General features: G+C 64.1%; 26 protein-coding genes. 8 read left to right on the forward strand and 18 right to left on the reverse strand.

Translation table 11 applies throughout. The features are described from left to right. Positions 1-27 precede the first annotated feature (27 nt). Positions 28-591: a redoxin domain-containing protein gene (locus tag KDG50_06215; protein MCB1865006.1), complete on the reverse strand. Its 564-nt coding sequence runs from the start codon at positions 589-591 to the stop codon at positions 28-30. 182 nt (positions 592-773) lie between these two features. On the opposite strand from KDG50_06215, the gene lysM reads away from it, so the two are divergent. Next, positions 774-1,211, forward strand: coding sequence for a peptidoglycan-binding protein LysM (gene lysM / locus KDG50_06220; GenBank protein MCB1865007.1), 438 nt, complete (start codon positions 774-776; stop codon positions 1,209-1,211). Between the two features lie 142 nt (positions 1,212-1,353). Here lysM and KDG50_06225 read toward each other — a convergent pair whose 3' ends face one another. Continuing rightward, a complete protein-coding gene (locus KDG50_06225; GenBank protein ID MCB1865008.1) occupies positions 1,354-2,871 on the reverse strand; it encodes an AAA family ATPase in 1,518 nt (505 codons plus the stop codon). A 56-nt stretch (positions 2,872-2,927) separates the two neighbouring features. Between KDG50_06225 and KDG50_06230 the strand changes: the two genes are divergently transcribed. Together KDG50_06230 and KDG50_06235 are read left to right on the forward strand one after the other, a co-directional pair. Next, on the forward strand, positions 2,928-3,365 hold the full coding sequence (locus tag KDG50_06230) for a secondary thiamine-phosphate synthase enzyme YjbQ (protein ID MCB1865009.1): 438 nt from the start codon (positions 2,928-2,930) through the stop codon (positions 3,363-3,365). A gap of 61 nt (positions 3,366-3,426) precedes the next feature. Further along, positions 3,427-4,668 carry a DUF2235 domain-containing protein gene (locus tag KDG50_06235; GenBank protein ID MCB1865010.1) on the forward strand — a complete coding sequence of 414 codons (1,242 nt, stop codon included), beginning with the start codon at positions 3,427-3,429 and terminating at the stop codon, positions 4,666-4,668. A gap of 45 nt (positions 4,669-4,713) precedes the next feature. Here KDG50_06235 and ppk2 read toward each other — a convergent pair whose 3' ends face one another. After that, a complete protein-coding gene (gene ppk2 / locus KDG50_06240) occupies positions 4,714-5,766 on the reverse strand; it encodes a polyphosphate kinase 2 (GenBank protein ID MCB1865011.1) in 1,053 nt (350 codons plus the stop codon). 278 nt (positions 5,767-6,044) lie between these two features. Here ppk2 and KDG50_06245 point away from each other — a divergent pair, with 278 nt between their 5' ends. After that, positions 6,045-7,010, forward strand: a complete 966-nt coding sequence (locus KDG50_06245; protein MCB1865012.1) for a D-glycerate dehydrogenase — start codon at positions 6,045-6,047, stop codon at positions 7,008-7,010. Here the strand turns inward: KDG50_06245 and KDG50_06250 are convergent. The 8 genes from KDG50_06250 to KDG50_06285 all read right to left on the reverse strand — a co-directional run bounded on the left by KDG50_06250 (position 7,007) and on the right by KDG50_06285 (position 14,990). Beyond that, entirely contained in the window at positions 7,007-7,186 is a 180-nt protein-coding gene (locus KDG50_06250; GenBank protein ID MCB1865013.1) for a hypothetical protein, read from the reverse strand. The two genes, KDG50_06245 and KDG50_06250, sit on opposite strands and share 4 nt — an antisense overlap. A 22-nt stretch (positions 7,187-7,208) precedes the next feature. Beyond that, on the reverse strand, positions 7,209-8,537 hold the full coding sequence (locus tag KDG50_06255) for an amidase (GenBank protein MCB1865014.1): 1,329 nt from the start codon (positions 8,535-8,537) through the stop codon (positions 7,209-7,211). 31 nt (positions 8,538-8,568) lie between these two features. Then, a complete protein-coding gene (locus KDG50_06260; GenBank protein ID MCB1865015.1) occupies positions 8,569-9,990 on the reverse strand; it encodes a TRAP transporter large permease subunit in 1,422 nt (473 codons plus the stop codon). A gap of 3 nt (positions 9,991-9,993) precedes the next feature. After that, entirely contained in the window at positions 9,994-10,638 is a 645-nt protein-coding gene (locus KDG50_06265) for a TRAP transporter small permease subunit (protein MCB1865016.1), read from the reverse strand. A gap of 183 nt (positions 10,639-10,821) precedes the next feature. Then, positions 10,822-11,991, reverse strand: a complete 1,170-nt coding sequence (locus KDG50_06270; protein MCB1865017.1) for a TRAP transporter substrate-binding protein — start codon at positions 11,989-11,991, stop codon at positions 10,822-10,824. A gap of 178 nt (positions 11,992-12,169) precedes the next feature. Further along, complete coding sequence (locus KDG50_06275; protein ID MCB1865018.1) at positions 12,170-12,574, reverse strand: OsmC family protein; 405 nt, start codon at positions 12,572-12,574, stop codon at positions 12,170-12,172. 12 nt (positions 12,575-12,586) lie between these two features. Beyond that, complete coding sequence (locus KDG50_06280) at positions 12,587-13,471, reverse strand: 2-hydroxy-3-oxopropionate reductase (protein MCB1865019.1); 885 nt, start codon at positions 13,469-13,471, stop codon at positions 12,587-12,589. Between the two features lie 19 nt (positions 13,472-13,490). Then, the gene (locus KDG50_06285; protein ID MCB1865020.1) at positions 13,491-14,990 is read right to left on the reverse strand and encodes a CoA-acylating methylmalonate-semialdehyde dehydrogenase; all 1,500 of its coding nucleotides are present in this window, start codon (positions 14,988-14,990) and stop codon (positions 13,491-13,493) included. A 137-nt stretch (positions 14,991-15,127) separates the two neighbouring features. Between KDG50_06285 and tpx the strand changes: the two genes are divergently transcribed. Both tpx and KDG50_06295 read left to right on the forward strand, forming a co-directional pair. After that, entirely contained in the window at positions 15,128-15,625 is a 498-nt protein-coding gene (tpx, locus tag KDG50_06290; protein MCB1865021.1) for a thiol peroxidase, read from the forward strand. After that, positions 15,622-16,257, forward strand: coding sequence for a hypothetical protein (locus tag KDG50_06295; GenBank protein MCB1865022.1), 636 nt, complete (start codon positions 15,622-15,624; stop codon positions 16,255-16,257). Before tpx ends, KDG50_06295 begins: the two co-directional genes overlap by 4 nt. Positions 16,258-16,369: 112 nt before the next feature. On the opposite strand, the gene KDG50_06300 is transcribed toward KDG50_06295, so the two are convergent. The 4 genes from KDG50_06300 to KDG50_06315 all read right to left on the reverse strand — a co-directional run bounded on the left by KDG50_06300 (position 16,370) and on the right by KDG50_06315 (position 20,149). Next, on the reverse strand, positions 16,370-17,767 hold the full coding sequence (locus KDG50_06300) for a radical SAM protein (GenBank protein ID MCB1865023.1): 1,398 nt from the start codon (positions 17,765-17,767) through the stop codon (positions 16,370-16,372). Next, positions 17,754-18,452 carry a prolipoprotein diacylglyceryl transferase gene (locus KDG50_06305; GenBank protein ID MCB1865024.1) on the reverse strand — a complete coding sequence of 233 codons (699 nt, stop codon included), beginning with the start codon at positions 18,450-18,452 and terminating at the stop codon, positions 17,754-17,756. Before KDG50_06305 ends, KDG50_06300 begins: the two co-directional genes overlap by 14 nt. Further along, complete coding sequence (locus KDG50_06310; GenBank protein MCB1865025.1) at positions 18,449-18,817, reverse strand: hypothetical protein; 369 nt, start codon at positions 18,815-18,817, stop codon at positions 18,449-18,451. Before KDG50_06310 ends, KDG50_06305 begins: the two co-directional genes overlap by 4 nt. Positions 18,818-18,955: 138 nt before the next feature. Beyond that, positions 18,956-20,149 carry a hypothetical protein gene (locus KDG50_06315; protein ID MCB1865026.1) on the reverse strand — a complete coding sequence of 398 codons (1,194 nt, stop codon included), beginning with the start codon at positions 20,147-20,149 and terminating at the stop codon, positions 18,956-18,958. Positions 20,150-20,380: 231 nt separating this feature from the next. Here KDG50_06315 and KDG50_06320 point away from each other — a divergent pair, with 231 nt between their 5' ends. Further along, positions 20,381-22,180 carry a DUF11 domain-containing protein gene (locus KDG50_06320; protein MCB1865027.1) on the forward strand — a complete coding sequence of 600 codons (1,800 nt, stop codon included), beginning with the start codon at positions 20,381-20,383 and terminating at the stop codon, positions 22,178-22,180. A gap of 286 nt (positions 22,181-22,466) precedes the next feature. Then, positions 22,467-23,192, forward strand: coding sequence for a hypothetical protein (locus tag KDG50_06325; GenBank protein MCB1865028.1), 726 nt, complete (start codon positions 22,467-22,469; stop codon positions 23,190-23,192). Between the two features lie 55 nt (positions 23,193-23,247). On the opposite strand, the gene KDG50_06330 is transcribed toward KDG50_06325, so the two are convergent. The 3 genes from KDG50_06330 to KDG50_06340 form a co-directional block, all read right to left on the reverse strand. Further along, a complete protein-coding gene (locus tag KDG50_06330; protein MCB1865029.1) occupies positions 23,248-23,937 on the reverse strand; it encodes an S-adenosylmethionine-binding protein in 690 nt (229 codons plus the stop codon). Then, entirely contained in the window at positions 23,937-24,671 is a 735-nt protein-coding gene (locus tag KDG50_06335) for a hypothetical protein (GenBank protein MCB1865030.1), read from the reverse strand. The genes KDG50_06330 and KDG50_06335 overlap by 1 nt, the downstream gene beginning before the upstream one ends. 71 nt (positions 24,672-24,742) lie before the next feature. Continuing rightward, entirely contained in the window at positions 24,743-25,483 is a 741-nt protein-coding gene (locus KDG50_06340; protein ID MCB1865031.1) for a hypothetical protein, read from the reverse strand. Between the last annotated feature and the right edge of the window lie 29 nt (positions 25,484-25,512).

Genomic DNA, 25,512 nt, shown 5'->3' on the forward strand with positions numbered 1-25,512 from the left:
GGCCTTTTTCAACAATCTGCTCAGGGCTCAGCCAGGCTCCGTGAGCAGTGTCTCGATCAGCGCCTCGATGCGCTGCGCCTGGGCATCGCCCGCGTGGGTCTCACCGATGAACCGGCCGCGAATCCGCCCCTGCCGGTCGAGCACGTACCAGGCCGGCCAGTACCGGTTGCCGAGCGCGTTCCAGTAGCTCCAGTCGTTGTCGATCATCACCGGATGGTGCAGACCGAACTCGGCGACCTTGGCCTCCAGCCGTCCGCGGTCCTTTTCGCGATCAAACTCGGGCGTGTGCACGCCGATGACCTGAAGACCCCTCGGTTCCAGCCGCGCGGCCATGGCGTTCAGCCACGGGAACGAGCGGTAACAGTTCCAGCACTCGAACGCCCAGACGTCGAGCAGCACAACCTTGCCACGCAGCGCCGCCAGCGTGAGCGGCGGCGAGCCGATCCACTGCGCGGGCGCGGTGTGCGTGAACGCCGGCGCGGGCGCTGGCGGCACCACGCCCGTCTCAGCGCGACAGCCGGCCGTCATCAGCGCCAGACCGGTCAGCAGCACGAGTCCCCGAGCGAGCGATGATCTCAATGGGCCACGCATCGCAGGACACCTCCAAATTCAGTAGCGGAAACATCCACACTGGACCGGACACCAAGCGAAATCCATGCCGACCGACGCAGCGGGCGACCGCCGGCCGTGCATCGCGGCGTTTGCGCACGGCGCGCACGCGGTCTATAAATTCAGCCAGCCACCCTACTGCCAACCGCAACAAGGAGCCATCCATGCAATTCTGGGAATTCGGCCTGAGCCTCGGGCGCAAGCTGTTCAAAAAGGGCGACGACGAGGCCACGAGCATCCAAAAACACATTGAGGAGGACAACCCCGGCGTAAAGGACCTCAAGGTCGCTTTCAACGATGGCGTGGTTTCCATCAGCGGCGAGGCCGACAGCGTGGAGGCGATGGAAAAGGCGGTGTTGATGGCCGGCAATGTCAAAGGCGTCAAGCAGGTCAACGCGGCGGGCGTGGTGCATCCAACCCCGGCCACCGAGATCAAGGTCGAGATGTACCAGATCAAATCCGGTGACACGCTCTCGGCGATCGCCAAGCGTTACTACGGCAAGGCGAGCCTGTATCCGCGAATCTTCGAAGCGAACCGCGAGGTCATCAAGAACCCGGACCTGATCTTCGTCGGCCAGATCATCCGGATTCCGCTGGATTAGGGAAACTCTGAACAATTCAGAGTTTCCCGCGGCGCATGGATGTGACGCCACAACGACGGCTGCAAGCCGTTGAAAACGAAAGAGGACGAACAGGCACGGCCGGCACCGATGGCGACGGCATTCCGGTCGCCACCCACAAGCGTCATTCGATCAGGCGGCGAAGTTGAACGGCGAGTTCATCGTAGTCGAGCCGGCCGTCACAGGTATCCACCGTCAACGCGTAACCGGCTTCGTCGCAGGTCAGCGGAGTGAAGCCGGCGAGCTGTGCCTCGAGTACGGCGAGATCCGCATCCGAGGGATCGTTGCCGAGACCGCTGCGCGCGGCCACGCGCTCGCGCAAGGTGTCGACGTCAGCATGCACGGACACGATCGCGCAAGACACACCTCGCGCCCGGACCTGATCGATCGCATTCGCCCGCGCCTGCGGGTCGAGCCAGGTCGCGTCTAGAACGGCCACATATCCCGCCGCGGCGACCGCGAGGCCCAGATCGAGCAGACGCTGCATGGTGCGGCTATGCCATTGGTCTGTATAGAACTCCGGCTCCAGCCGGTCACCTGCATCACGACCCGCCAAGCGCTTGCGTTCTACGTCCGCACGGATGCGCACACCGCCCAGTCGTTGCGCGATTTCATCGGCGACGACGGATTTTCCCGAACCCGATACGCCGTGCATGAACACCAGCGCGCCGCGCCTCGGACGCACGAATTCGCGCGCCAGTTCGACATAGTGACGAATCCCGCCGGTGGCGGGGTCGCCATCGGTCGCCGACAAAGCGGCAACCTTCGCACGCACCAGCGCACGATAGGCCGAGCAATATCCGAGCAGACCCAGCGCCGCGTAGTCACCGGATCGGGCGAGATACCGGTCGAGGAAACGCCATGCCATTCGCGGGTGTCCCCGCGCCATGAGGTCCATGTACGGAAACGCGATCTCCGCGGCGACGTCGCCCCAGCGCAACGCGGCGTTGAACTCCAGGCAATCGAATGCCAGCAGCCGACCGCCCCACTCGACCAGATTGCCGAGATGCAGATCGCCGTGACATTCACGGACAAATCCATCGGCGCGACGCCGCTCCATCCGCTCGGCCAGCGCATCGAAGCACCCGGTCAGCCGTTCACGCAGGCTCGCAAGCTCGCCTGACCCGCCAAGTCTGGATTGGATCGGCTCGAAATTCTCCAGCGTGCGCGCCTGTAGGTCGTCCGGCTTTCCAAACGGACACTGCGCGTCACTTGGCGGAAGGCTTGCGTGGAACCTGGCCAGATCGGCGGCGAAGGCATCGAGCTGGTCTGCGCGCAGTGCGCCGCGGTCCGCGAGGTCGCTCGCCACGCAGGCGTGATCGAACCGGCGCATGTGCACCGCATATTCCACGAACCGGCCGGCCCCGCCGATCGCAAGGGTGCCGTTGCGTGCGACTACGGAAACGACGCCCAGATAGAGCTCGGGCGCGAGCCGTCGGTTCAGCCGCAGTTCGTCCGCGCATGCGCGTGCACGCAGCTCCGGTGTGCTGAAGTCCACGAAGCCAAAGTTCACCGGCTTTTTGATCTTCCATGCGTCGGTGCCAGCAAGCAGCACCCAGGAGATGTGCGTTTCCACGAGGTCGACATCGGCCGCATCCCTGCCGAGCGCCGACCGCAACTGGTTGATTTCATCGATGTGCATCGAAGCTCTGCATTCCGGGTCCCGTAACCACTGCGGCTGACGTAGACTGAGGTGTCATGGCCCCACGTTTCAGACAGGATAGCTTCACGCACCGCACCCGGGGGCGCGGCAGCCATGAACTGACTTCGAGTGTCGCCGGGGTCGTGCGTGACAGCGGGGTCCTGACCGGGCTGTGCCATGTGTTCTGCCACCACACCAGTGCCTCGCTGCTGCTGACCGAGAATGCCGATCCGCAGGTACGGCGCGATCTGGAGACCTTCATGGCGCGCATCGCACCCGACGGCGACCCGACCTTCGGTCATGATGAAGAAGGGCCAGACGACATGAGCGCGCATGTGCGCACCATGATTGCGGGCAGCGAGCTGACGCTGCCCGTAAGCGGCGCGCGCCTGGCGCTCGGCACCTGGCAGGGCGTGTATCTGTGGGAACATCGCAGCGCTGCGCACACCCGGCGCATCACCGTAACCGTTCACGGCGAGGCGTCCGCAACGTAAGCGCCGCCAGCCATCGCGACCCCCGTCGCATTTCCTTTCAGCCAAGCCCAAGGAGGCGATCATGGCACTGTATGCATTCGACGGCACCTGGAACACCGATGCAGACGACGACGCGGAAGACTCCAATGTCGTCCGGTTCAAGGAGCTGTACACCAGGCAATCCTTTTACCTGTCGGGGGTCGGCACGCGCATGGGCGCGATCGGGCGCGCGATCGGCGGCCTGTTCGGCGCCGGCGGACATACGCGCATCCGCGAGATGCACGAGGCGCTGGGCAAACAATGGGCTGCGGGCGACCACGAAATCGATATCGTCGGCTTCAGTCGTGGCGCCGCGCTGGCGGTGCACTTCGCGAACCTGATCGCCACAAAGGGCATCGAATTGCCCGATGGCACGCACATCGACGGCGCGCAGGCACCGATCCGCTTCCTTGGAGTCTGGGACATCGTTGGCTCGTTCGGGCTTAATGTCGACACCATCGTCAATTTCCAGGCCATCAACCTCGGCTGGGAGATCGACCACGTCGAGCGCAACGTCCGGCACTGCTTCCATGCGATGGCGCTGGACGAGCGCCGCGAAACCTTCGGACTGACGCGGCTGGACCCAGACAACTCACGCGATTTCGTCGAGGAGCGCTGGTTCCGCGGCGTGCACAGCGACATCGGCGGTGGCAACCGCAATCCCGACCGTTCGAACATCGCGCTGCAATGGATGCTCGACAAGGCCGTTGGCGTCGGCCTGCCGATCGATGCGGCGAAACGCACGCAGGTGAAATACGCGAAGATCGATCGCTTTGCGATTGTCAGCGAGAACAAGGATCCGCAGCGCGACCCGCGACGCGCTCAGCAGCCCGGCGACAGCATCGATCCGAGCGCGCCGGGCCTGATACTCGCCATCGGCGAGTCGCACACGACCAGCGTACTGGCCGAACAGCAGTACAACTGGTCCGGCGTAACGCTCGAGCGCGGCGCGCGCTACCACGTCAAGGCCGAAGGGACGTGGAAGGATGGCGATCTGGAACCCTGTGATGCCCGTGGCTGGAAATCCGAGCAACTCGGCTGGGTCAAGGAGAAGATCGTCGAGTGGTTCGAGGACAACCGCCGCGAACCGCTGGCGGACTGGTTCGAACTGGTCGGCGCCTACGGCGACGAGGACGACGAACTCGTTCGCCTCGGCGACGCCGTCGATGGCATGGAATTCACCGCGACCCGTGACGCCGATCTGTGGCTGTTCGCGAACGATCTGAAATCGCGCTATGGCAACAACGCGGGCGCGATCGACGTGACCGTCACCCGCCGGGCCTGAGACTTCGTCGACGCCGCGCGCCCGCGCGCGCGGCGCCACACCCGCTCACTCGCTGCTGGACCGGCGCTGCCCCGGATGCAGGCTCTTGCCGAGGATGTGTTCGCTCGCGTGCACGACCTGGCGCCCGGCGCCGACGATCAGAGGGTCCGGCCCACGGACCACGGACTTGTCACGATCCGGATAGGGCAGCGACGACAGGAAATGCTGCATGCAGTTCAGGCGCGCACGCTTCTTGTCATCGGATTTGACGATGATCCACGGCGAGTCGGCCGTATCCGTATAGAAGAACATCGCCTCCTTGGCCTCGGTGTAGTCGTCCCAACGGTTCAGGGACGCCTGGTCGATCGGCGAAAGCTTCCAGTGCTTGAGCGGATCGCCCTTGCGCGCCGTGAAACGGCGCGACTGCTCGTCCTGCGTGACCGAGAACCAGTACTTGAACAGCCGGATGCCGGAGCGCACGAGCATCTGCTCCAGTTCCGGGCACTGGCGCATGAACTCCAGATACTCGTTCGGCGTGCAGAAACCCATCACGCGCTCGACGCCGGCGCGGTTGTACCAGGAGCGGTCGAAGAACACCATCTCGCCCGCGGACGGCAGATGCTTGATGTAGCGCTGGAAATACCACTGCGTGCGCTCCTCGTCGGTCGGTTTGTCGAGTGCAATGACCTTCGCGCCGCGCGGGTTCAGGTGTTCCATGAAGCGCTTGATCGTGCCGCCCTTGCCGGCCGCGTCGCGACCCTCGAAGATCACAACGATCTTCTGCCCCGTTTCCTTGACCCACTTCTGAATCTTCAGCAGCTCGACCTGCAATTCGGCCTTGTGCTCCTCGTAGTGCGCGCGCCGCAGCCTGCTGCGGTAGGGATACTCGCCGGTCTCGAACGCGCGGCGGATCGCGTCCGCGTCGTGACGCATGTCGGCCAGCTCATGCGCGCGCGAAGGGTGCGCCGCGCCATTTCCGGGTTCCGCGGCCTTTCGGGCACGGCGCTTGGCGCCGGGCTTGCCCGGTTCGGGTGTCGGAGCGGCGGCGGGTTCGCTCGTTGCGGCGGGCTTGGCCGCGGTGTCAGTGGCTTCGCTCTTGTTCTCGGCGGATTTATCCATGTCGTTCACCCATCAGGTCGCGGAGGCGCCAGCGACGCAAGGCCCGCGCCGGAGTCTTGCGGGGCCGCGCGCCTGTCATCAAACTGACATCGTTGATGTTAAACCCATGACCCTACGCCCGGGTTTGCGCTGGATCAAGGGAGCGGGATCCATCCCGAACGCTGCGACGCGGCCTCTGTGGATACGGCAGATTCGACCGTTGAATGCGCCCGTGCGCTGCTATCGTTGCCGGGTAATCCCCGAACTCAGCCCGGCCTGCCACACCCGGAGAAACCGCAATGCCCGCGAAGCCCATCGTACTGGTGACCCGCCGCCTCCCGGATGCGGTCGAAGCGCGCCTCAGGCGCGACTACGACCCACGTCTGAACCCCGATGACCAGGTCTACCCACGTGACCGGCTGCTGGCCTTGTCGACGGATGCGGTGGCGGTCATTCCCTGCCACACCGAACGCATGGATGCCGGTGTGGTCGCCGAGCTTCCCGAGACCGTTCGGGCGATCTGCACCTACTCGGTCGGCCACGATCACATCGACCTCACGGCGGCACGCGCGCGCGGCATCATCGTGACGAACACACCCGATGTACTGAGTAATGCGACCGCGGAGATCGCCATGCTCCTGCTGCTGGCGGCCGCGCGCCGCGCACACGAAGGAGCGCACATGCTGCGCACGAACACCTGGGCCGAGTGGAGTCCGACCGCCAATCTCGGCCTGGAGATCACCGGCAAGCGCCTGGGCATCCTGGGCATGGGACGGGTCGGCCAGGTGCTCGCACGTCGCGCCCGAGGCTTCGACATGGAGATCCATTACTACAACCGTCACCGACTGGACCCGGCGACCGAGGCGGGTGCGACCTATCACGGGTCCGTGGAAAGCCTGCTCGGTGTCAGCCAGTTTCTGTCCATCCACAGCCCGGCGACTGCCGAGACCCGCGGCCTGCTGAATGCCGAACGCATCGCGCTGCTGCCGGATGACGCCGTGGTCGTGAACACCGCGCGCGGCGCGGTGATCGATGACGACGCCCTGATCGCGGCACTGAAATCCGGCAAGCTGTTTGCGGCGGGGCTTGATGTGTTCAACAACGAGCCGAACATCGATCCGCGCTATCGCGACATCGAAAATGCGTTCCTGCTGCCGCATATCGGCAGCGCTGCGCGCGAGACCCGCGACGCGATGGGATTCCGGGTGCTGGACAACCTGGATGCGATCGTGGCCGGGCGCGAACCCCGCGACCGGCTGGCCTAGCGTGAGGCTTTCGTGCCGCGACGCTCGCGGAAGGTTCGCCAGAAGTCGTAAACGGCAAGCAGCGAAACGAAGCCGATGACCAGGATGAGATCGATGTCGGGCACGAACCAAGCCACGATCGCGAGAAACCCGATCATCGTCGCCAGCGCCAGGAATGCCATGATCTTGTCGGTCACCGTCCGGCCTCCGGAGTAAGAGTCAGACTTCGAGAAACCTGTCTAGCCAGCGCGCGGTGCGCAGCAGGCGTCCGTCTTCATTACGCCGGCCCACGATCTGCACGCCGATCGGCAGGCCGTTGGCCGCAATGAGCAGCGGAACGCTCACCGCCGGCACACCCAGTAATGACCATAGCACGTTGAATGCGGCGCTTCCGGTGCTTTCGATTCCGTGCGGTGCCGCGCCGGGCGCGGCCGGCGTGATGATTGCGTCATAGCGCGCGAACACCTCCTCGAGTGCCGAGTACAACGGTTCGCGCCAGTCGAGTGCGGCGAGGTAGTCGGCCGCGGCGATCGTTCGTCCTTCCTCGATGCCGGCCCGCGTCTGCGGCGCAAGTTTTTCCGCGCCATGGGCATGGTAGTGGCGCAGGTTGTGCGCGATCTCCGCATGCATGATGCGCCGGTGCGCGGGCGCCGCCTCCGCGAACACGCGCGGCAGCTCCACCTCGTCGCATTGCTCGCCGAGGGCCGCAACCAGTTCCGCGAACCCTTCGGCGCAATCCGCATCGATCTGCTCCCACACCGCGGTCTTCACGAACGCGAACTGCGGCGCGACCGGCGGCTCGCTCAGCGCGGTCGCCAGCAGACCCGGCGGCGCAGCGGGCCGCGTGTCCGGATCGCCGCGATCAAAGCCAGCGAGGACGTCCGTAATCAGAGCCACATCCGCGACGGACCGTCCGAACGCTCCGAGCGTGTCCAGCCGGCGCGAAGTGCGCAGCAAGCCCGTGCGCGGCAGCAATCCAAACGTCGGCTTGAAGCCGACGACACCGCAATACGACGCCGGCCGAATGACCGAACCGCCGGTCTGCGTGCCGAGCGCGAGCGGCACCATGCCATCGGCGACGGCGGACGCCGAGCCCGAGGAGGAGCCGCCCGGTGTGTGCGCTGGATCATGCGGATTGCGCGTCGCACCCGGCGCCAGATAAGCGCACTCGGCGGTGACGGTCTTGCCGAGGATCACCGCACCCGCCGCACGCAGGCGCGAGACCACGGTGGCGTCCGCGCCGGGCCTGCGGCCCGCATCCAGCGCATTGCCGTTTTCCGTCGGCAGATCGGCGGTGTCGATGATGTCCTTGATGCCCACGGGCAGCCCGTGCAGCGGTCCGATCGGTCGGCCGCTCGCGCGGTGCGCATCGAGCGCCCGTGCCTGTGCCATGGCGTGACTTTCATCCAGATGCGCCCAGGCGTGTAACAACGGCTCACGCTCGCGTATGCGTGCGAGGCTTGCGGCCGTAACGTCGACGGCGCTCAGTTCACCGCGGGCGATGCGCTCGCGAAGCTCGAGCGCGCCTGTCGATTGATCAACGGCCACTGGTCAGCGATCGCAAGCGTGTCGTGGCGAATCAGTGCCCATAGATCAGGTCCGGCAGCCAGAACGCGATCTGCGGAAACACATAGAGAACGATCATGGCCAGCAGCACCATCGCCAGATACGGATAGCAGCCGCGAAAGATCTCGACAAGCTGCACATGCGGTGGCGCGATGCCCTTTAGGTAGTACGCCGACATCGCCATTGGCGGCGTCAAGAACGAGCTTTGCAGGTTCAGTGCGACCAGAATGCCGAAGAACAGCGGATCGATGCCGAAATGTGGCAGCAGCGGGAGGAAGATCGGGACGAAGATGATGATGATCTCCGACCATTCCAGCGGCCAGCCGAGCAGGAAGATGATCAGCTGCGCGAGGATCAGGAACATGATCGGCGACATGTCGAGCCCGGTGACGAAATCCGAGATGATCTGCTCGCCGCCCAGATACGAGAACACCGACGAAAACGTCCACGAGCCCACGAACAGCCAGCACACCATCGCCGAGGTGCGCACCGTGAGATACACCGATTCGCGCAGCCGCTGCCAGGTGAAGGCGCGATAGGCGAAGGTCAGCAACAGGCCGCCCAGCGCGCCGACCGCCGCGGCCTCCGATGGTGTCGCAAGCCCGAACAGGATCGCACCCAGTACCGCTAGAATCAGAAACGCCAGCGGAAAAAACGAAGTCAGCAGCTGCCAGACGATCTGGCCGACGGAGTACTCGCCCACTTCCTCCTTCGTCGGCTTCGGAGCCAGCTGCGGTTGGAGCATCGAACGCCCGACGACGTAGACCATGTACAGGCCCGCAAGCAGCAGACCGGGCAACAGCGCGCCGGCGTAGAGCTTGACGATGGACACGCCGGAGGCCGCCGCATACACGATCAGCATGATAGATGGCGGGATCAGGATGCCGAGCGTGCCGCCGGCACAGATCACGCCGCAGGCGAGACTCGTATCGTAGCGCGCCTTCAGCATCGCCGGAAACGCCAGCAGGCCCATCAGCGTGACCACCGCACCGACGATGCCCGTCGCGGTCGCGAACAGCGTGCAGGTGATCAGCGCGGCAACCGCCATTGAACCCGGGACCCGGCGCGCGGCGATGTTCAGCGTATGAAACAGCCTCGCAACGATGTTCGCTCGCTCGACGATGTAGCCCATGAACAGAAACAGCGGCACCGCCGTGAGCACGTCGTTCGACATGACCGAGTAGGTCTGGTTGACGAACAGATCGAATATCCGGTTGTTGAACAGACCGTCTATCCACAACTCGCTCTGTGTCCACTGGTCGGCGCCGGCATCCACTGCGCGATCGTAGGCCCGCCACATGCGGTCCGCGTCGAAATACGCGTAATAACCGAACATGATGCCCATTGCCATGAGTGTGAAGGCGACGGGAAAACCGAGCAGGATGATGAACAGAAAGATGCCCAGCATGACGAGCGCAATTACCGGGTCGGACATCTCTCAGCGCTCCAGTTGGTCTTTGTATTCTTCGCGAAGGTCGGCGCCGTCCTCACGCGCCGTACCGGTCGCGAAGTGCCCCGGCTCGGCGTTCTGCTGACGCGCCAGCTGGACCTCGGTTTCCTCGATGTCCTCGGCGGCCAGCACCCATTCACCAGTACGCATGCAGATGATGCAGCGGAACACCTGCGCGATGCCCTGGATCAGCAGCAGCACGCCGGCGGCGACGATGACCGCCTTGAACTGGAAGATGGGAATGCCCGCCGGACTGTTCACGCTGACCTCAAGATAACGCCATGATCGCTCGGTGTACTTCCAGCCCGAGATGATCAGCGCCAGCACGCCGGGAAAGAAAAACAGGAAATACAGGATCAGCTCGACACGCGCCTGCGTGCGCGGCTTCCACAGTCGATAGACGAAATCGCCGCGCACATGACCACCGCGCGACAGCGTGTAGGCACCGCCCATCATGAACAGCGTGCCGTAGGTGATGTACGACAGATCGAACGCCCAACTCGTCGGTGCGTTGAACCCGTAGCGGACCAGCACCTCCCAGCCCACGCCGACGGCCATCACGAGAATCAGCCATGCGAACGCCTTGCCGAACCAGGCCGACAGGCGATCCGCAAACGCGATATAGCCAAGCAACGCCTCTACTCCGATTTTCTATGGAATCTCTGATCAATCCATCCCTAAATTGCCAGAGCAGCACGTCCATGGGCCGCGGGAAACTCAGGAATTTTCAGAGTTTCCCTAAATGCCTCGGCCCGGACTCGCGACGACTTCACAGCGGAATTCGCCGCGGCCGGGCCGGCCGATCCGGATGTCAGATCAAAGCTTCAGCTTTCCGGGGAAGTAATGGTCATACGCAAGCGCATAGTCCGGCGCGTTCATGATTTCATAGAACACGACCCGTTCGACCCAGGCGCGCTGGCTGTCGAGCACCTTCTTGATGAAGGCGTCCTTCTCCAGCTCCGGAATCAGCTGATCCCAGGCCTTGAGCTGGGCGTCGAGAATCTCCTTGGAGGTACGCTCGACGTTGACACCGTTGTCTTTCTGCAGCTTTTGCAGGTCAGCCGAGTAGTTGTCCATCGCGCTGGCGGTGTTGGACGTGCTCGCGGCCTCGACGCCATATTGCAGAATGGCCTTGAGATCGTCGTCCAAGCCGTCGAAGAAGTCCTTGTTGAACAGGAACTCGAACGATTCGCTGGCCTGGTGGTACGAAGACAGGTAGTAGTACTTCGCTACGTCCTGCGCACCGAACCGCATGTCGGAAGACGGGTTGTTGAACTCGAACGCGTCGATGACGCCACGCTCCATCGCCGGCACGATCTCGCCACCGGGCAGCTGTGCAACGCTCATGCCGAGCTTCTGCATCAGGTCGGCCGCAAGCCCGACGGTGCGGTACTTGAAGCCCTGCAGTTCGGCGGCCTTCGTAACCGGCTTCTTGAACCAGCCGAACGGCTGCGCGAACATCGGGAAGCCATAGAAGCCATAGACGTTCAGGCCCATGATGTCCTGGGTCAGCTCGCGGTAGAGTTCCTTGCCGCCACCGGCGTAGAACCACGACAGCATGGTCGTGGCGCTTCCGCCGAACACCGGACCGGTGCCAAACAGTGACGCGGCCTTGTGCTTGCCGTACCAGTACACCGGCACCGTGTGCGCGGCGTCCAGCACACCGTCGTTGACCGCATCCAGCACCTGGAAGGCCTTCACGACCGCGCCCGAGGGCAGCAGATCGATCTTCAGTCGCCCACCGGACATGCGTTCCACGCGCGAGGTGTACTCACGCGCGAAATCCATCCAGATGTCCGATGCCGGCCACGAGGTCTGCATCTTCACGACCACCGGCTTGGCGGCCCGGACGATCGCCGGGGCGCCGACGGACGCGGCCGCAACGCCCGCCGCGACGGCGGCGCCGCCTTTCAGAAATTTGCGGCGGGACTCGCCTTCCGCGGAGCCGGGGACCTTCTCCGCGGTGTCTTGTTTCAGATCACTCATCACATCCTCCAACGACTTGGTGTTATTGCGGCCGCCGGCGGGCCCGTTGTTTCGCTCATTCGCGCCGGGTGCCGGCGGCGCCTCGGCAGGGGTGGCCGTTCCCTGACGGGCGGCGGTCACTCGGGAAAGTATAGACACCACGTTGCAAAGTGGTGCGCAAGTTTTCCGTCGCGCGCGATCAGGTCACCAGCTCCACGCTGAGGTCCACGGCCGCGCGCAGCGTGTTCGCCACAATGCAGCCACGCTCTGCGATGGTGACCAGTTTCTGGAATTCGGCCGCCGGTTCGCAGGTTCCCGAAACCCGCATGCGGATGGCGAGATAGCGCGGCGGGGCATCATCGGCGAGATCGCCCTCGATCTCCGCGCGGACGCCGCTGAGGGAGATTCCACGGGCAAGCGCCGCGGCCAGCAGGGTGCTCATGAAGCAGCCGCCAAACCCCATCAGCAGCACCTCGCCCCCCATCGGGCCCTTGTTCTGTCCGCCCTTGGCCTCGGGCCGGTCGATTGTAAGCGTGTGCCCGCGCACCTCGGCCCTGGATGCGGAATGGTCGAGCTGGGTGACGGTCGCGCGGATGGTGGGCATGGTCTTTTTTCCTCAGCAGATCTCGTGGGCGGCGAGCAGTTCCAGCGCGCGTGCCATGGCGGAGTGGTCTAGGCCGGACCAGCCCTGGCCGGCGCAGGCGTTGAACAGCTCCTGTGCCGTGGCGGTGTTCGGCAGGCTGAGGCCCAGGGCACGGGCGCCCGAAAGCGCCAGGTTCAGGTCCTTCTGGTGCAGTTCGATGCGAAACCCAGGATTGAAGGTGCGCCGGATCATGCGTTCGCCGTGGACCTCGAGAATCTTCGAGTTCGCGAACCCGCCCATCAGCGCCTCGCGCACGCGCGCCGGATCGACGCCGGCCTTCGAGGCGAACAGCAGCGCCTCGGCGACGGCCTCGATATTCAGCGCGACGATGATCTGGTTGGCAACCTTGCAGGTCTGCCCGGCGCCGCTGTCACCGACTAGGGTAATGTTCTTGCCCATGACCTCGAACAGCGGCCGCGCGCGCTCGAACGCGGCCTCGCTGCCGCCCACCATGATGGTCAGTGTCGCGGCCTTCGCGCCGACCTCACCGCCGGAGACCGGCGCGTCCAGGTAGTCACAGCCGGCTGACTGTATCCGCCGCGCGAAATCCTTCGTCTCGATCGGCGAGATCGAACTCATGTCGATGACCAGCGTGCCGGGCTTCAGCGCCGGGGCAATGCCATCGTCGCCGAACAGCACCTCGGCGACCTGCGGGGTGTCCGGCACGATTGTGATGACGACCTCGGCCTGCGCGGCCAGCTCGCGCCGGCTGGCGCAGACGGTCGCGCCGCCCGCAACGAGTTCTTCCGGCAGCGCAGAACGATGCCGGCACAGCAGAAGCTCGTGCCCCGCGGCCTGAAGGTGCCCCGCCATGTGCCGGCCCATGATCCCGGTACCGATGAATCCGATCTTGCTCATAGGCTGGTCTCGCTCTGCGTTATTTCATCGTCGGCATGTGGAAGTCGGCGCCCGCGCGGATGCCGGTCGGCCAGCGCGAGGTGATGGTTTTCAGCCGCGTGTAGAACTGCACACCCTCGGTGCCGTGCATGTGGAGGTCACCGAACAGCGAACGCTTCCAGCCGCCGAAGCTGTGGAAGGCCATCGGCACGGGAATTGGCACATTGACGCCAACCATGCCGGCCTGCACACGCGAACTGAAGCTGCGTGCGCTGTCACCGTCGCGGGTGAAGATCGCCGTGCCGTTGCCGTACTCGTGGGCGTTGACCAGGGCCAGCGCCTGCTCGAAGTCCGCCACGCGCACGACGACGAGCACCGGCCCGAAGATCTCCTCCCTGTAGATGCGCATGTCCGGCGTCACCCGATCGAACAGGCAACCGCCGAGGTAGAAGCCCTCCGGGTGACCATCGACCGCAATGCCGCGGCCATCGACCACGAGAATTGCGCCCTCATCGACGCCGAGGTCCACGTAGCCCTTCACGCGTTCGAAGTGGGCGCGGGTGACCAGCGGGCCCATCTCGGCGGCGGGGTCGCTGGCCGGGCCGACCTTCAGCGCCTGAACCCGTGGCGCCAGGCGCCCGATCAGCGCGTCGGCAGTATCGTCGCCGACGGCCACCGCGACCGAGATCGCCATGCAGCGCTCGCCGGCGGAGCCGTAGGCCGCGCCCATGAGCGCGTCGGCGGCCTGGTCGAGGTCCGCGTCGGGCATCACGACCATGTGGTTCTTGGCGCCGCCAAGGGCCTGCACGCGCTTGCCGTGCGCCGTGCCGGTTCGATAGACGTGCTCGGCCACCGGCGTGGAACCCACGAAGCTGATCGCCGCGACGTCGGGATGGGTCAGCAGCGCGTCCACCGCCTCGCGATCGCCATTGACGACATTCAGCACGCCGGGTGGCAGTCCCGCCTCGCTGAACAATTCGGCGAGTCGCAGGGCCGTGGACGGCACCCGCTCGGAGACCTTCAGCACGAAGCAGTTCCCGCAGGCGATGGCCATCGGGAACATCCACATCGGCACCATCGCCGGGAAGTTGAACGGCGTGATCCCCACACAGACGCCGAGCGGCTGGCGCACCGAGTGGCTGTCGACGTTGGTGCCGACGTTCTCCGAGAACGTGCCCTTGAGCAGATGCGGCGCGCCACATGCGAACTCGACGACCTCGATGCCGCGCGCCAGTGAGCCGCGCGCGTCGGCCGGCACCTTGCCGTGTTCGGCGGAAATCAGTCCGACCAGTTCGTCGGCATGCTGTTCGAGCAGTTCCTTGAAGCGGAACAGCACGGCCGCGCGCTTGAGCGGCGTGGTGTCGCGCCAGCCCGGGAACGCGGCGGCCGCCGTGGCCACGGCGTTTGCGATTTCCGCTCCGGAGGCGAGCGGCACCCGTGCCGCGACCGCGCCGGTGGCGGGGTCATACACCTCGCCGAAACGACCGCTAGCGCCTTCTACCCGGGCGCCATCGATGTAGTGGTACAGGGCTCTGGCCATGCCGCACTCCAGTGGTGAACTGCCCGCCTCTGACGGGCGGGTCGTCCCCGCATGATAGGACAGCCGCGCGGCACTGCCCAATCGGCTGCCGACGGGCTAGAGTTAGCCCATCGGCAAGAACCCTCCAAGGAATCCCCATGGCGACGATCTCCTCCCGCGGCGAAATGGTCGAAACCCACGGTGAACTGCCGGACGTCGGCAGCGCCGCCCCAGCCTTCCGGCTGCACCGCGCCGACCTCACGCCGGTCACGCTGGAAGACTACGCCGGCAGCCGTGTGGTGCTGAACATCTTTCCGAGCATCGACACGCCGACCTGTGCAAAGTCCGTTCGCCAGTTCAACGAACGGGCGAGCGCGATGCCAAACACGCTCGTGTTGAACGTCTCTGCGGACCTGCCGTTTGCGCTGAAGCGCTTCTGCGCGGCTGAGGGCATTCACAACGTGGACTCGGCCTCCGTGTATCGCTCACCCGAATTCGGCAAGGATTACGGAGTGTACATGCACGAGGGCCGGCTCGGCGGACTGCTCGCACGCGCCGTGGTGGTCATCGACGAGGACGGCAAGGTGATCCACAACGAACTCGTGCCAGAGATCGCGCAGGAACCAGACTACGAAGCGGTGATACGGTCGCTGTGATCCGCGACAGCCACGCATGTATGAGGCCGGAAATGAGTACCTTGCGGCATCTGCCTCTCGTTGTTGTGGTTGTCCTACTGTCGGCCTGCGTACCGACGTCAGAGCACGCGCTGACCGCGCCGGGCGAACAGGCGTTGGACGCGAAACTGATCGGCACTTGGTACTGGACGGAACCAAACGAAACGGGCTACGTCCACATCGGGCGCAACGAACAGGCCGACGAGCTGCGCGTCATGATGGTCGAGTGGAACGCCGACGGCGTGATGAAGCTTTCCGGGCTGCACGGGCACAATTCGACGGTCGGCGACCATACGTATCTGAATCTGAAGTGGTCCGACACAAAGGAAAGCGCCGAAGACGGCTACCTGTTCGTCAAGTACACGCTGACCGATGACCGGCTCGGCATCGCCGTGATCCGGCAGACGACGGTGGAACAAGCGGTGTCGGACGGCGCCCTCGCTGGCAACATCGAGCAGCGAAAGTGGTTTTCGACCGTGCACCTTTCCGCGTCGCAGCGACATTTGCAGGCCTTCGTGCAGGACAATGACAAGGCGCTATTTGAAGACATGCACTATCTGTATCGGCTGCCTGCGCCGCCGGGCACCGGCAACGGAGTACCCGCAGGCAATTGACCGGGCCGGCGCGTTGAGCCGGCGGTTGAAACTCGCTTTTCAGCAGCCCGTGATCGCCACACAGGGATGTCTCGCGTTATCAGGCCGTTGAAATGGGAATTTCAACAGCCTGTTAAATTCCAGCAGCCAATGCGGCGCGTGCGCGTCGGCGCCGATCGCGATAGATCAGATTGAAGGTCTCGAACGGATAGACCTTGCCGTCGGGTTCAACGAAGTGCACGCAGGAGCGCTTGATGGCGCTAATGCAGAAATCGTGCGCGTCCATGAAGCCCATGATCACGATCCGAAACACATCCGCATAAGTCAGGTTCGGCGCGTCGATCTGCGGCAGGCAACACAGCAGACCCTGCAATTCTTCGGCACCCTTGTCGGCGCAGGCGTCCAGTGAAAACACTCGCAGAAACTGTTTGCGAAGTTCCGGATTCGTCTCGAACGTGATCGCGTTCTCGGCGCCGGCCAGCAGGTCCTCGCGCTGGAGGTGCCGGGTCACGGGAATCAGTTCGTCGACGTCCCTGTAGGCGTAGGCCACACAGATGTTCTCGGGATGACAGGGCAGCGGCACGAGGTCCTGATCTGCAAACGGATTGTCGCCATCGATGATCCGGCGACGAATCTCGGAGACGGTCACTCGCTGTTCCGGTCCGCCGGCGGTATTGCGCCCGGCGTCTTCGACGGGCTGGAACGTGATGCCGCGCACGCAGCGCCACTGGCGCGCGAACGCGATCAGCTCGTTCATCTCGTCGTCATTGCTGCCACGGCGCACGACGCACACCAACGTGGTCGAGATGTTCGCGGCCTCAAGATTACGTAGGGCTTGCATGCGTACTTCGGCAAGATCGGCTGCGCGCAGGGTGCGCAATGCCTCGGGACGCAGTGAATCAAACTGGAGGTAGACCTCGAACCCCGGCCTGAGCGTTGCGAGTTCCGCAACGAACTCTGGTTCGCGCGCGATGCGCAGGCCATTCGTGTTCAACATGAGATGCCGGATCGGGGTGGCCTTCAGGCGCCGGAGAATCTCCAAGATCCGGGGATGCAGCGTCGGCTCGCCGCCGGAGACCTGCACCAGATCCGGCTCGCGTTCGGTACGAAGCAGGGTCGCGAGCATCGACTCGATCTCGTCCATGCTTCGCGCGCCGCCATGTCCCGGCCCGGAATCGGCAAAGCACACCGGGCAGCGCAGGTTGCATTCGTCGATGATGTCGAAGATCGCCAGACACGAATGCTGTTCGTGATCCGGACACAGTCCGCAGTCATGCGGACAGCCTCGCTCGATGCGCGTATGGAACAGCGCCGGCAGGTCGCCGGGCTTGATGTATTCGCGACAGCGCTTGTAGTAGTCGATGTCAGTCGATATCAGCACACGCGAGGTGCCGTGCTCGGCACACCGCTTGAGATACCAGACGCAGTCGTCCTGAAAGACGATCTTCGCCGGGATCACGGCCATGCAGTCCGGACACAGCGACTGCGTCTGGCCGTAGAACAGGTATGGGCGCGCCTTACGCGTGGACACGTTCGCGCCCGCGCATCATCGCCATGGCATAGCCGGCAAGCAGCAGACACAGCAGATGGAACAGGTTCAGTGGTCCGAGCACGCCGGCATAGGGTTTCAGGAACTCCCACGCGAAACGCTGCACGGCATACCAGAGCGCAAACAGATAGAACCCCTGCCCGAGCCACACAGGTTCACGCCGCGCGACACCGCGCACGAACAACATGAGAAACAACAGCATTGCGATGCTCTCGTAGAGCTGCACCGGATGGCGCGCGATCCCGTCGCCAAAATCGTGCGCCCAGGGCAGGTCGCTCGGCGTTCCGTAGGTGTAGTCGTCAAGCCCGGCCTGGTAACAGCCGATTCGCCCAATGATGATGCCCACCGCAAGGCTCGGCACCCAGACCAGCCCGGTGGATTCGCGAATGCCGTGGCGCGCCTTGAACAGCTCCGCCGCAACGATCGCGCCGATGAGCCCACCCAGCACGCTCTTGCCGAACAGGTGATCGTTTCCGCCGAGAGCCAGATTCCCGCTGCCGGCGAGCAGGGAGCCGACGATCAGGCCCGGCACGACCCAGGCGGCGTAGACATAGCGTTGTTCGGTGGTCAGGCGGGCATCGCCGGGCGCAAACAGATAACGACGCGCGGCCCAGCCAGCGACGATGGCACTGGCCAGCGTCAGGACATCGAATGCCGCGTGAATCATCCGCCGCTCATGAGAACGACGCAGCTTCCAAACCACAGGAACACCACGATCAGCGGCAGGGCGGCCAGATAGAACCAGGTGCGGCCGCTGCCAATGCGACCTCGACCCTGCTGGGAAAATCCGTAGCGGGCGGACTGGACAACGGCAACGATGAGCGCGATGTCGGTCAGCGCGGTTGCGCCGACGAGCCACCACGTTTCCCACGTCGGTTCGCTGTCGAACAGGGCCTCCAGGCCGGCCAGGCTGCCCGCAACAACGAGCAGCGTGATGAACAACAGAAACATCCATAGCACCCAGAACCCGATCGCGAGCCCGGCGTTCGGCTCCTCGTCCGGCGACATTCCACTTGGCATCGGTTCAGTCATATCACCCCCTGTGCGCAATTTCGCCATGGGTCCCACATTCCGAGCGCGCCAGGATGCGGGATGCGGCGGGCTTTGAGCAAGGTTTTCAGAAAAGCACGTATTTTCGTGGGCTTTGGTGATTTTTCACATACCACAGAGCTAGCTCCGACCGAGTTTCGTTTTGAGATACTTCGCCATTTTGCGTCGGACGCTCCCCTTCGGAAACACGATGTCAAGTATGGGTGCAACACGCTTGGGTGCGATTCTCCTCACCTTGCCCACCCAGGGTTCTTGCACCCCGTGATCCTCGGCATATCGGTAAATCGTTGACCACTCGACGCGTATATGGTCGTTTTTCAGCTCAATGGTTTTCAGATCGTCCAGAATGTTCGTTTCGGGAAAGCATGCCGGTATTGCGGTTCCAGACGCCAGGAAATTCAGTTTTGTTCGAACGCACTTTTCGCATATCCCACAGTTTCTGTCCTTCAAGCGGCCCTGCCAACAGACCCGCAGATTTTCCATTCCGATTTTCCATTCAGAGATCTCCTTCACTTTTTCGGTGCGACTATGGCTCGCGCCATCGTGCATGACAACAAAATCACCTGATCCGAGCAGGTGATCGGTAATCGGAGACGAGCCCCACGGGAAAAGCAATGATTCGTAGGGTTGGCCACTTCCGATGATGCATGTACCCGCCAGCCTCTTGAAGTTGCCAAGCGTTGAGACAAGGGCTATGGAGAACGAGTCTGCCCAGTGAACCTTTGAGATTTCCCGGTAGTTGGTTCGGATCTGCATCAGTCCTATGCCAACGTCGTGCAGTGTTCTTGCTGCCTTGCTCTTCGCGCCATCAAACGCGGCCTGATCTGCAAGCGGTATGTCGAATCCGTGCACCATGGCGCATAGGTTGATCTGTTGGGATCGATGACCGTTTTTCGATTGCGAGTGCCGCCACACTGAGAAGGTCGCATCAACACCACCGGAAAATGCGCAGATCGCCCCCGGGACGCTCGCAGCGGGGTGTCGCTCGATCGCCACATTGATCTCGACGCAGCCATAGGTGTCCGGCTTCCATCGGTTCCATGCCGCCTGAAACTCGACCAGATTGCTCAGAAGCTGCTTTGATACGCTGCCTTTGACCTCGATGGTCCTGTTTTCCCTCATGGCGTCCATCACCACGGCCAGCACATAGGCGTCACAATCGTCTTCGTCCGGCAGCGGAACCGAGCTGTCGAGTTGAAACCAGATCTCGGATTCTTCATGTGAACCGTCGACATGCAGTCGCTGGATCCGGCATCGCCTGGTCGAATGCCCGTCCGAGACTTCGTGTTTGAGTGGTTCGAGCCGAATCGTCATGGTCTGAGGCAATCAAATGCGCCGAGATTCCGGGGCCGATCTGCATGAGCCGGGCGGTTCCGGCGGCCCCCCTTCAGCCGGACACAGCGCGAGGCCGGGCAACCCGCTGTACGGGCAATCGACGTGACCCGGCAAGTTGCGATTTCTGCCACCCCTCCATCGCGCCGCGGGGCATTTTTCGATTGGTTCTATACTGTTCTGTAACGGCCAGCCACACAAGTTGTTGACGCAATGCAGAAAAGACACCTTTCCGTTGTCGCGGCCGCTGCGCTGGCGTGGGGCTCGGTCGCCCACGGCACGGATTTCATGCTGCTCGGCGGCGATCCGGCCGTGCTTTATTCGTACCCCGGCCCGGCGACCGCCGGCACGCTGAACGACGGCGCTGATGTGCATGGCGTGGCGCCGACCTTCGTCATCGGCTCGGACCCGAACTACCTCGGCGCCTGGAGCTACGTCGCGGGCGAGCAGCCGTTCGGTATTCCGGATGTGGCGACCCTGCCGCAGGACGCGGCCGGCGTCGAGGCCAACCTGATCTCGTTCGGCGTCGGCACGGTCAGCATCGATGACGGCGTGCTCGGCGCGGGCGGCGGGCCGCTCGTGACCGGCTGGTCGCTTGCGGGCACGGCCTATGGCCAGGGCATCGGGCCGACCACGCTGTCGGTCACGGCCGTCAACGGCGGGACCTACACCACGGCCACCGGCGCGCTGACCTTGGATGTGGACCTCGAGGCCGGCTTCTTCGGGGGCGCGCTGACCGTGCCGGTGAGCGGCCTGGTGCTGTCGGGTGCGTCCGTGGTGCAGAACTCGCTCGCCGCGACGGGCAATGCCTACGTGGACGGTGTGGTGATCCCGAAGGCGACGGCCGTCGGCGCCAGCGGCGTGATGTTCATCGACATGACCGGCACGCTGCCGGCGAACCCGCCGTTCGTGCCGGTGCCGGTCGAGGTGCGCTTCCTGCTGGTCGGCGTCAGCGGCGTGATGCCGGCGAGCCTCGTCGATCTGTCGGTCACCAAATCCGCCGCACCCGCAGGCGTTCAGGCGCCCGGCAACAACGTGGTCTACACGCTGACCGTGAACAACGCCGGCCCGGCCGCGGCCAGCGGGGTGACGGTCGTCGACAGACTGCCCGCGGCGGTGAGCTGGGTCAGCGACACCTGCGCCACCGGGGGGCCGGACGGCGACGGGCTTCTGACCTGGACCATCGGCGCCCTGGCGGTCGCGACGCCGACGATGTGCGCGGTGACCCTGAACATCGCCGCGAACGCGAACTTCGACTTCGACAACGCGGCGATCGCATTTTCGGACCAGCTCGACAGCGAACTCGCGGACAACATCGCCGAGGAGACGGTGATGCTCGCCGACAATGGCAACGAAGGCATCGGCCAGCCGTTCGACCCCACCCCCGGCACCCTGTTCCCCGCCGACCTCACCTGCTGGTACTGCCTCACCGGCGTACAGACGCTCGGCGACAACTTCAAGGTCAACAGCTTCGCGCAGTTCGGCCAGCTCGTGTTCTACGGCGGCTACACCGACAACGTGCCCGCGCCCGACAGCTTCACGGCGCGAATCTACACGGATACACAACGGTCGCCCGGCATTCCCGGTGTGCCCGGTGTGCTGGTCGCGGACATCTCCGGGCCGGTCACCCGCAGCGGTCCGGTCGGCCTTCAGGGCGGCGCGCTCAGCGTCTATGAGTACCGCATGCCGATCGGCCTGAGCCTGCCGCGCGGCAGTTACTGGCTGGTGCTCGCGAATGACGTGCCGGCGAGCGACAAGGACTGGGTCTGGTCCGTCGCACTGGACGATGCGGCCGGACGCTCACGCCCGACCTCCGTCTACGGCACCACGGCCCCGGGCGACAACTACCGCTGGGGCCCGAGCGAATCGCTGAGCTTCGCGTTCACCCTGCTGGCGGTCGAGGGGGCGACGGACATCCCGGCACTGGGCATCGGCGGGCTTGCGCTGCTGGCGTCCCTGCTCGGCGGGCTGGTATGGACGCGCCGACGGCGAGCTTGCGCACCAAACGGCTGAGGAAACTCTGAATTGTCAGAGTTTCCCGCGACACATGGACGTGCCGCCATTTTCAACGGGTGTAACACGTTGAAAATGAAAGAAAACGAAAAATCGCGCTTTTTCGGGCTCAAAGCTCGGGCAATCCGGGATGGATTGATCAGAGCCTCCCTAAGCAGCGCCAGTCGGGCGCTTCTATACTTGCTATCTCCAGCGGGCTCGGGCTCTCCCGGCCGCGGAATTGCCGCGGCAATGTCCCTCGGCCCTGTGTGATTGGTTTCCTGATGTCCGTTCGTGAGGTCAGGCCGTGCGCAACCCCGTTCTCAGTTTTGGTCGCCGAGTCGTCGGCGTATCCCTGTTTCTCTTCGCTTGCGTGGCACCGGCGCCGCCACTGCGCGCCGAACCGCTACCGCCCGACGTGGTTCCGATCACGGCCGAACCCGACCACAAGATCCGGTTCGACAACGGCCGGGTTCGGTTGGTCGAGGCGCGCATTCCCAGGGGCCGGCTCACGAAATTCCATGAGCACCAGTTCGACGCGTTCTTCGTCTTCTTCGCGAATGCGGCGGTCACCAACGAGGCGTATGGCGGCAAACCGACAACCAGCCCGACGCCGGTGGGCGCCGCCTATTTCATACCGGCACCGCTGGGAGGCTACATCCACCGCGTCGGAGCGGGCGCGGATGCGGCGGTCCATGTCAGCGCGCTCGAACTGATGGTGCCGCCAGCGACCGATCGCGGCGAGCCCGAGGGCCGCTTTCCGCCGTTCGAACTCGCGATCGAATCCGCCCGCGGGCGCATGTACCGGTTGAAACTCGATCCCGGCGAGTCGGCCGAGGCATTCACGCGGCCCGCCGGCACCGCGATCGTTGCCGTCAGCTCCGGGCGCAGTAGCGAACAGCGCGACGGCGGACCGACAACACTATGGGATTTTGAACCCGGCGACTTCCGCTGGGTGGACACGGCCGAGGAACTGACCGTGCGCAATGACGGCAGCGCGCCGATCGAGCTGATCGAAATCGAGGTGTTCTGAAGCCGGAAGCGATGCGTCGGCAGGCGCGGGCCGCGCCGTGCCTAAGGACAGAATTTCAGCGCTTGGCTCGATAGCCGGCGGGCGGTTCCAGTAGGCGCAGCTGTGGGTCTTTATGGCCCTTGCGACGCGCAACGCCATGATACGAATTCTCTTCGACATCCTCGTTGCCCCATTGCCGCCAGCCCGGGCGTTTGAATCTGGCGAACAGTTCCAGATACGGTCCGGGTGAACAGGCCTCGACGAGGTCGTAGATCTCGTCCGGCTTTCTCGAATGTTCGCGCTTGCGCGTGGACAGCAGGTTGACCTGCGTTCTACCGGGCGCAAGCGTACGCATGCTGCCGCGCACCCCAAAAAGTACGAGCTCGGTCACGTTGCGAAAGTAGAAGCCCACACCACGACCGTCTGGCCCGCCATCCTTGCGAATCTTGTACCAGACCAGGTTCGATTTGTAGGTAAAGCCCCAGGCTTCCATGACCCGCAATCCTTCCTGCAGCAGCGCGTTCGGCACCCAAAGATACAGATGGGATTTCGCGGCCGCGAGTTTCGAGACCGGCAGCTCCAGAATCTCCTTCAGTTCCATGGTCGGGTAACGCAGCAGCCGTCGGTGCTCGGGCGCCATCTTTCCCGTACGGTTCTGGAACTGCCAGGGTGGGTCGGCGAGGATGGTCGAAAACCGCCCAGCGACCTTGTCGACCAGATCATCCGCCGGGTTCGGCTCAGCAATGTTGTAGACCTTGCCAACCATTAACACACCTTCAGAGTCACGATATTCTTCGGAATGCCGATCAGCAGTAGCGGGCAAGGGTTGCCCACGCCGCGCTTGACGCGATCCTCAAGTTTTCTCCAATGCGTTGTCGCCTGGCCAAACTTGTCAGACACAAACGCATGCGCCCACCCATCTTCGAATGAGCCCTTGGAACCCGTGGCCCGCTCGATATTGCCACGTTGACGTTCAGTGGGCGAATAGTACTCGCGCGCCTTCTCTAACGAGTTGACTTGGTTTGCACGTGCGAATGAAGCAACAATCTCCGACAGCGAATCCTGTAGCGTCGAACCGCGTGTAATGATGCCGCCGATCGAGATCACGCCGTCTGCATGCAGGCGCTTGAAGTTCTCCAGGTCTCGATCGAAAAACGGATCCTTGTTGTTCCATTCGATCTCCAGCGCGAACGTGCCGTTGTCGAACGATTTGACGTGATCAATCTCGTGCGAGATGGACTCCTTCTCCACGCCATCGACGGTTTTCTTGATCTCAAAACAGTGTTTGTTCCATCCGAGATCGGCGAACGCACGGCGCAACCGCTGCGTGAGTTCGCCCTCGCCGCCGCCACCGCGCACCAGTTCCTCGGCCGGCAGTTTCGCACCGAGCAGCACAGACTCGATCTCTGCCGCAGCCGATTCCATATCGTGTTTGAGGATGGCCTCCGCGTGGTGCAACTGGAGCACCTCGAAACCAGCTTCCCTTAGCTTTTCAAACATGTTCGGGTGTTCTTGGTCGACTTGTTCGCCGCCCGCCGTGCGAGTCTGGCTACGCGATTCCGCATCATCCGCTATGGTTCGCGCGGCTTGCGCGCTTCGCTGGCCTCGATGCCGCGCAGCATCTGGATGATGTTCGACGCACCCAGCACCGCGGCCGCACCCTCGTAGCCCGCGCCCGTACCCTGCACCTGCACGGTCGGCACCTTGATGATGTCCGGGTTGTTCTGCGACGCGGCGAGGATCTTTTCCAGCGCCTGCAGTTGCAGCGTGCGGTCCTTGCCGAGCACCTGCGCCTGCGCCTCCTGGCCCTTGGCAATCTCGATCTGCTTGAGCTTCTCGCCCTCGCCCTCGAGACGCAGCTGTTCCTTGCGATGCTCGGCGGCGGCCTTGGCGATCTCGGCCGCGACCAGGGTCGGCTGCTGATCGGCCGCGGCGCGTTCGCGCTCGACCTTGATGCGTTCGGTCTGCGCGTTGCGTTCCTGCTCGTAGGTCGCGCGCAACTGGGTCGCGAGCTGTTCGCGCAGCCGCGCGACCATCAGTTCCGGCGGAATCGCCGGCTCGCCCATGCGCACTTCCTGGATGGTCACGCCGGCCTTCTGGCCCTCGATCGCGATCGCCTGCTCGACGAGCGCGGTGATCTCGTCGCGCTTTTCGATGAAATCCAGCGCGCGGCGTTCGGGCTGGCCACCGATCGAGCGCAGGATGTCTCGGATCGCCGGCGTGATGATGTTGTCTTCCACGCGTTGCAGATCGCCGACCGAGGCGACGACGCGCGGCGCGTCGACCGGATGCACCTGCGCGACGACACGCATTTCGACCGGGATCTGCCAACCCTTTTGCT

The organism is Chromatiales bacterium, assembly GCA_020445605.1.
GTDB lineage: Bacteria > Pseudomonadota > Gammaproteobacteria > JAGRGH01 > JAGRGH01 > JAGRGH01.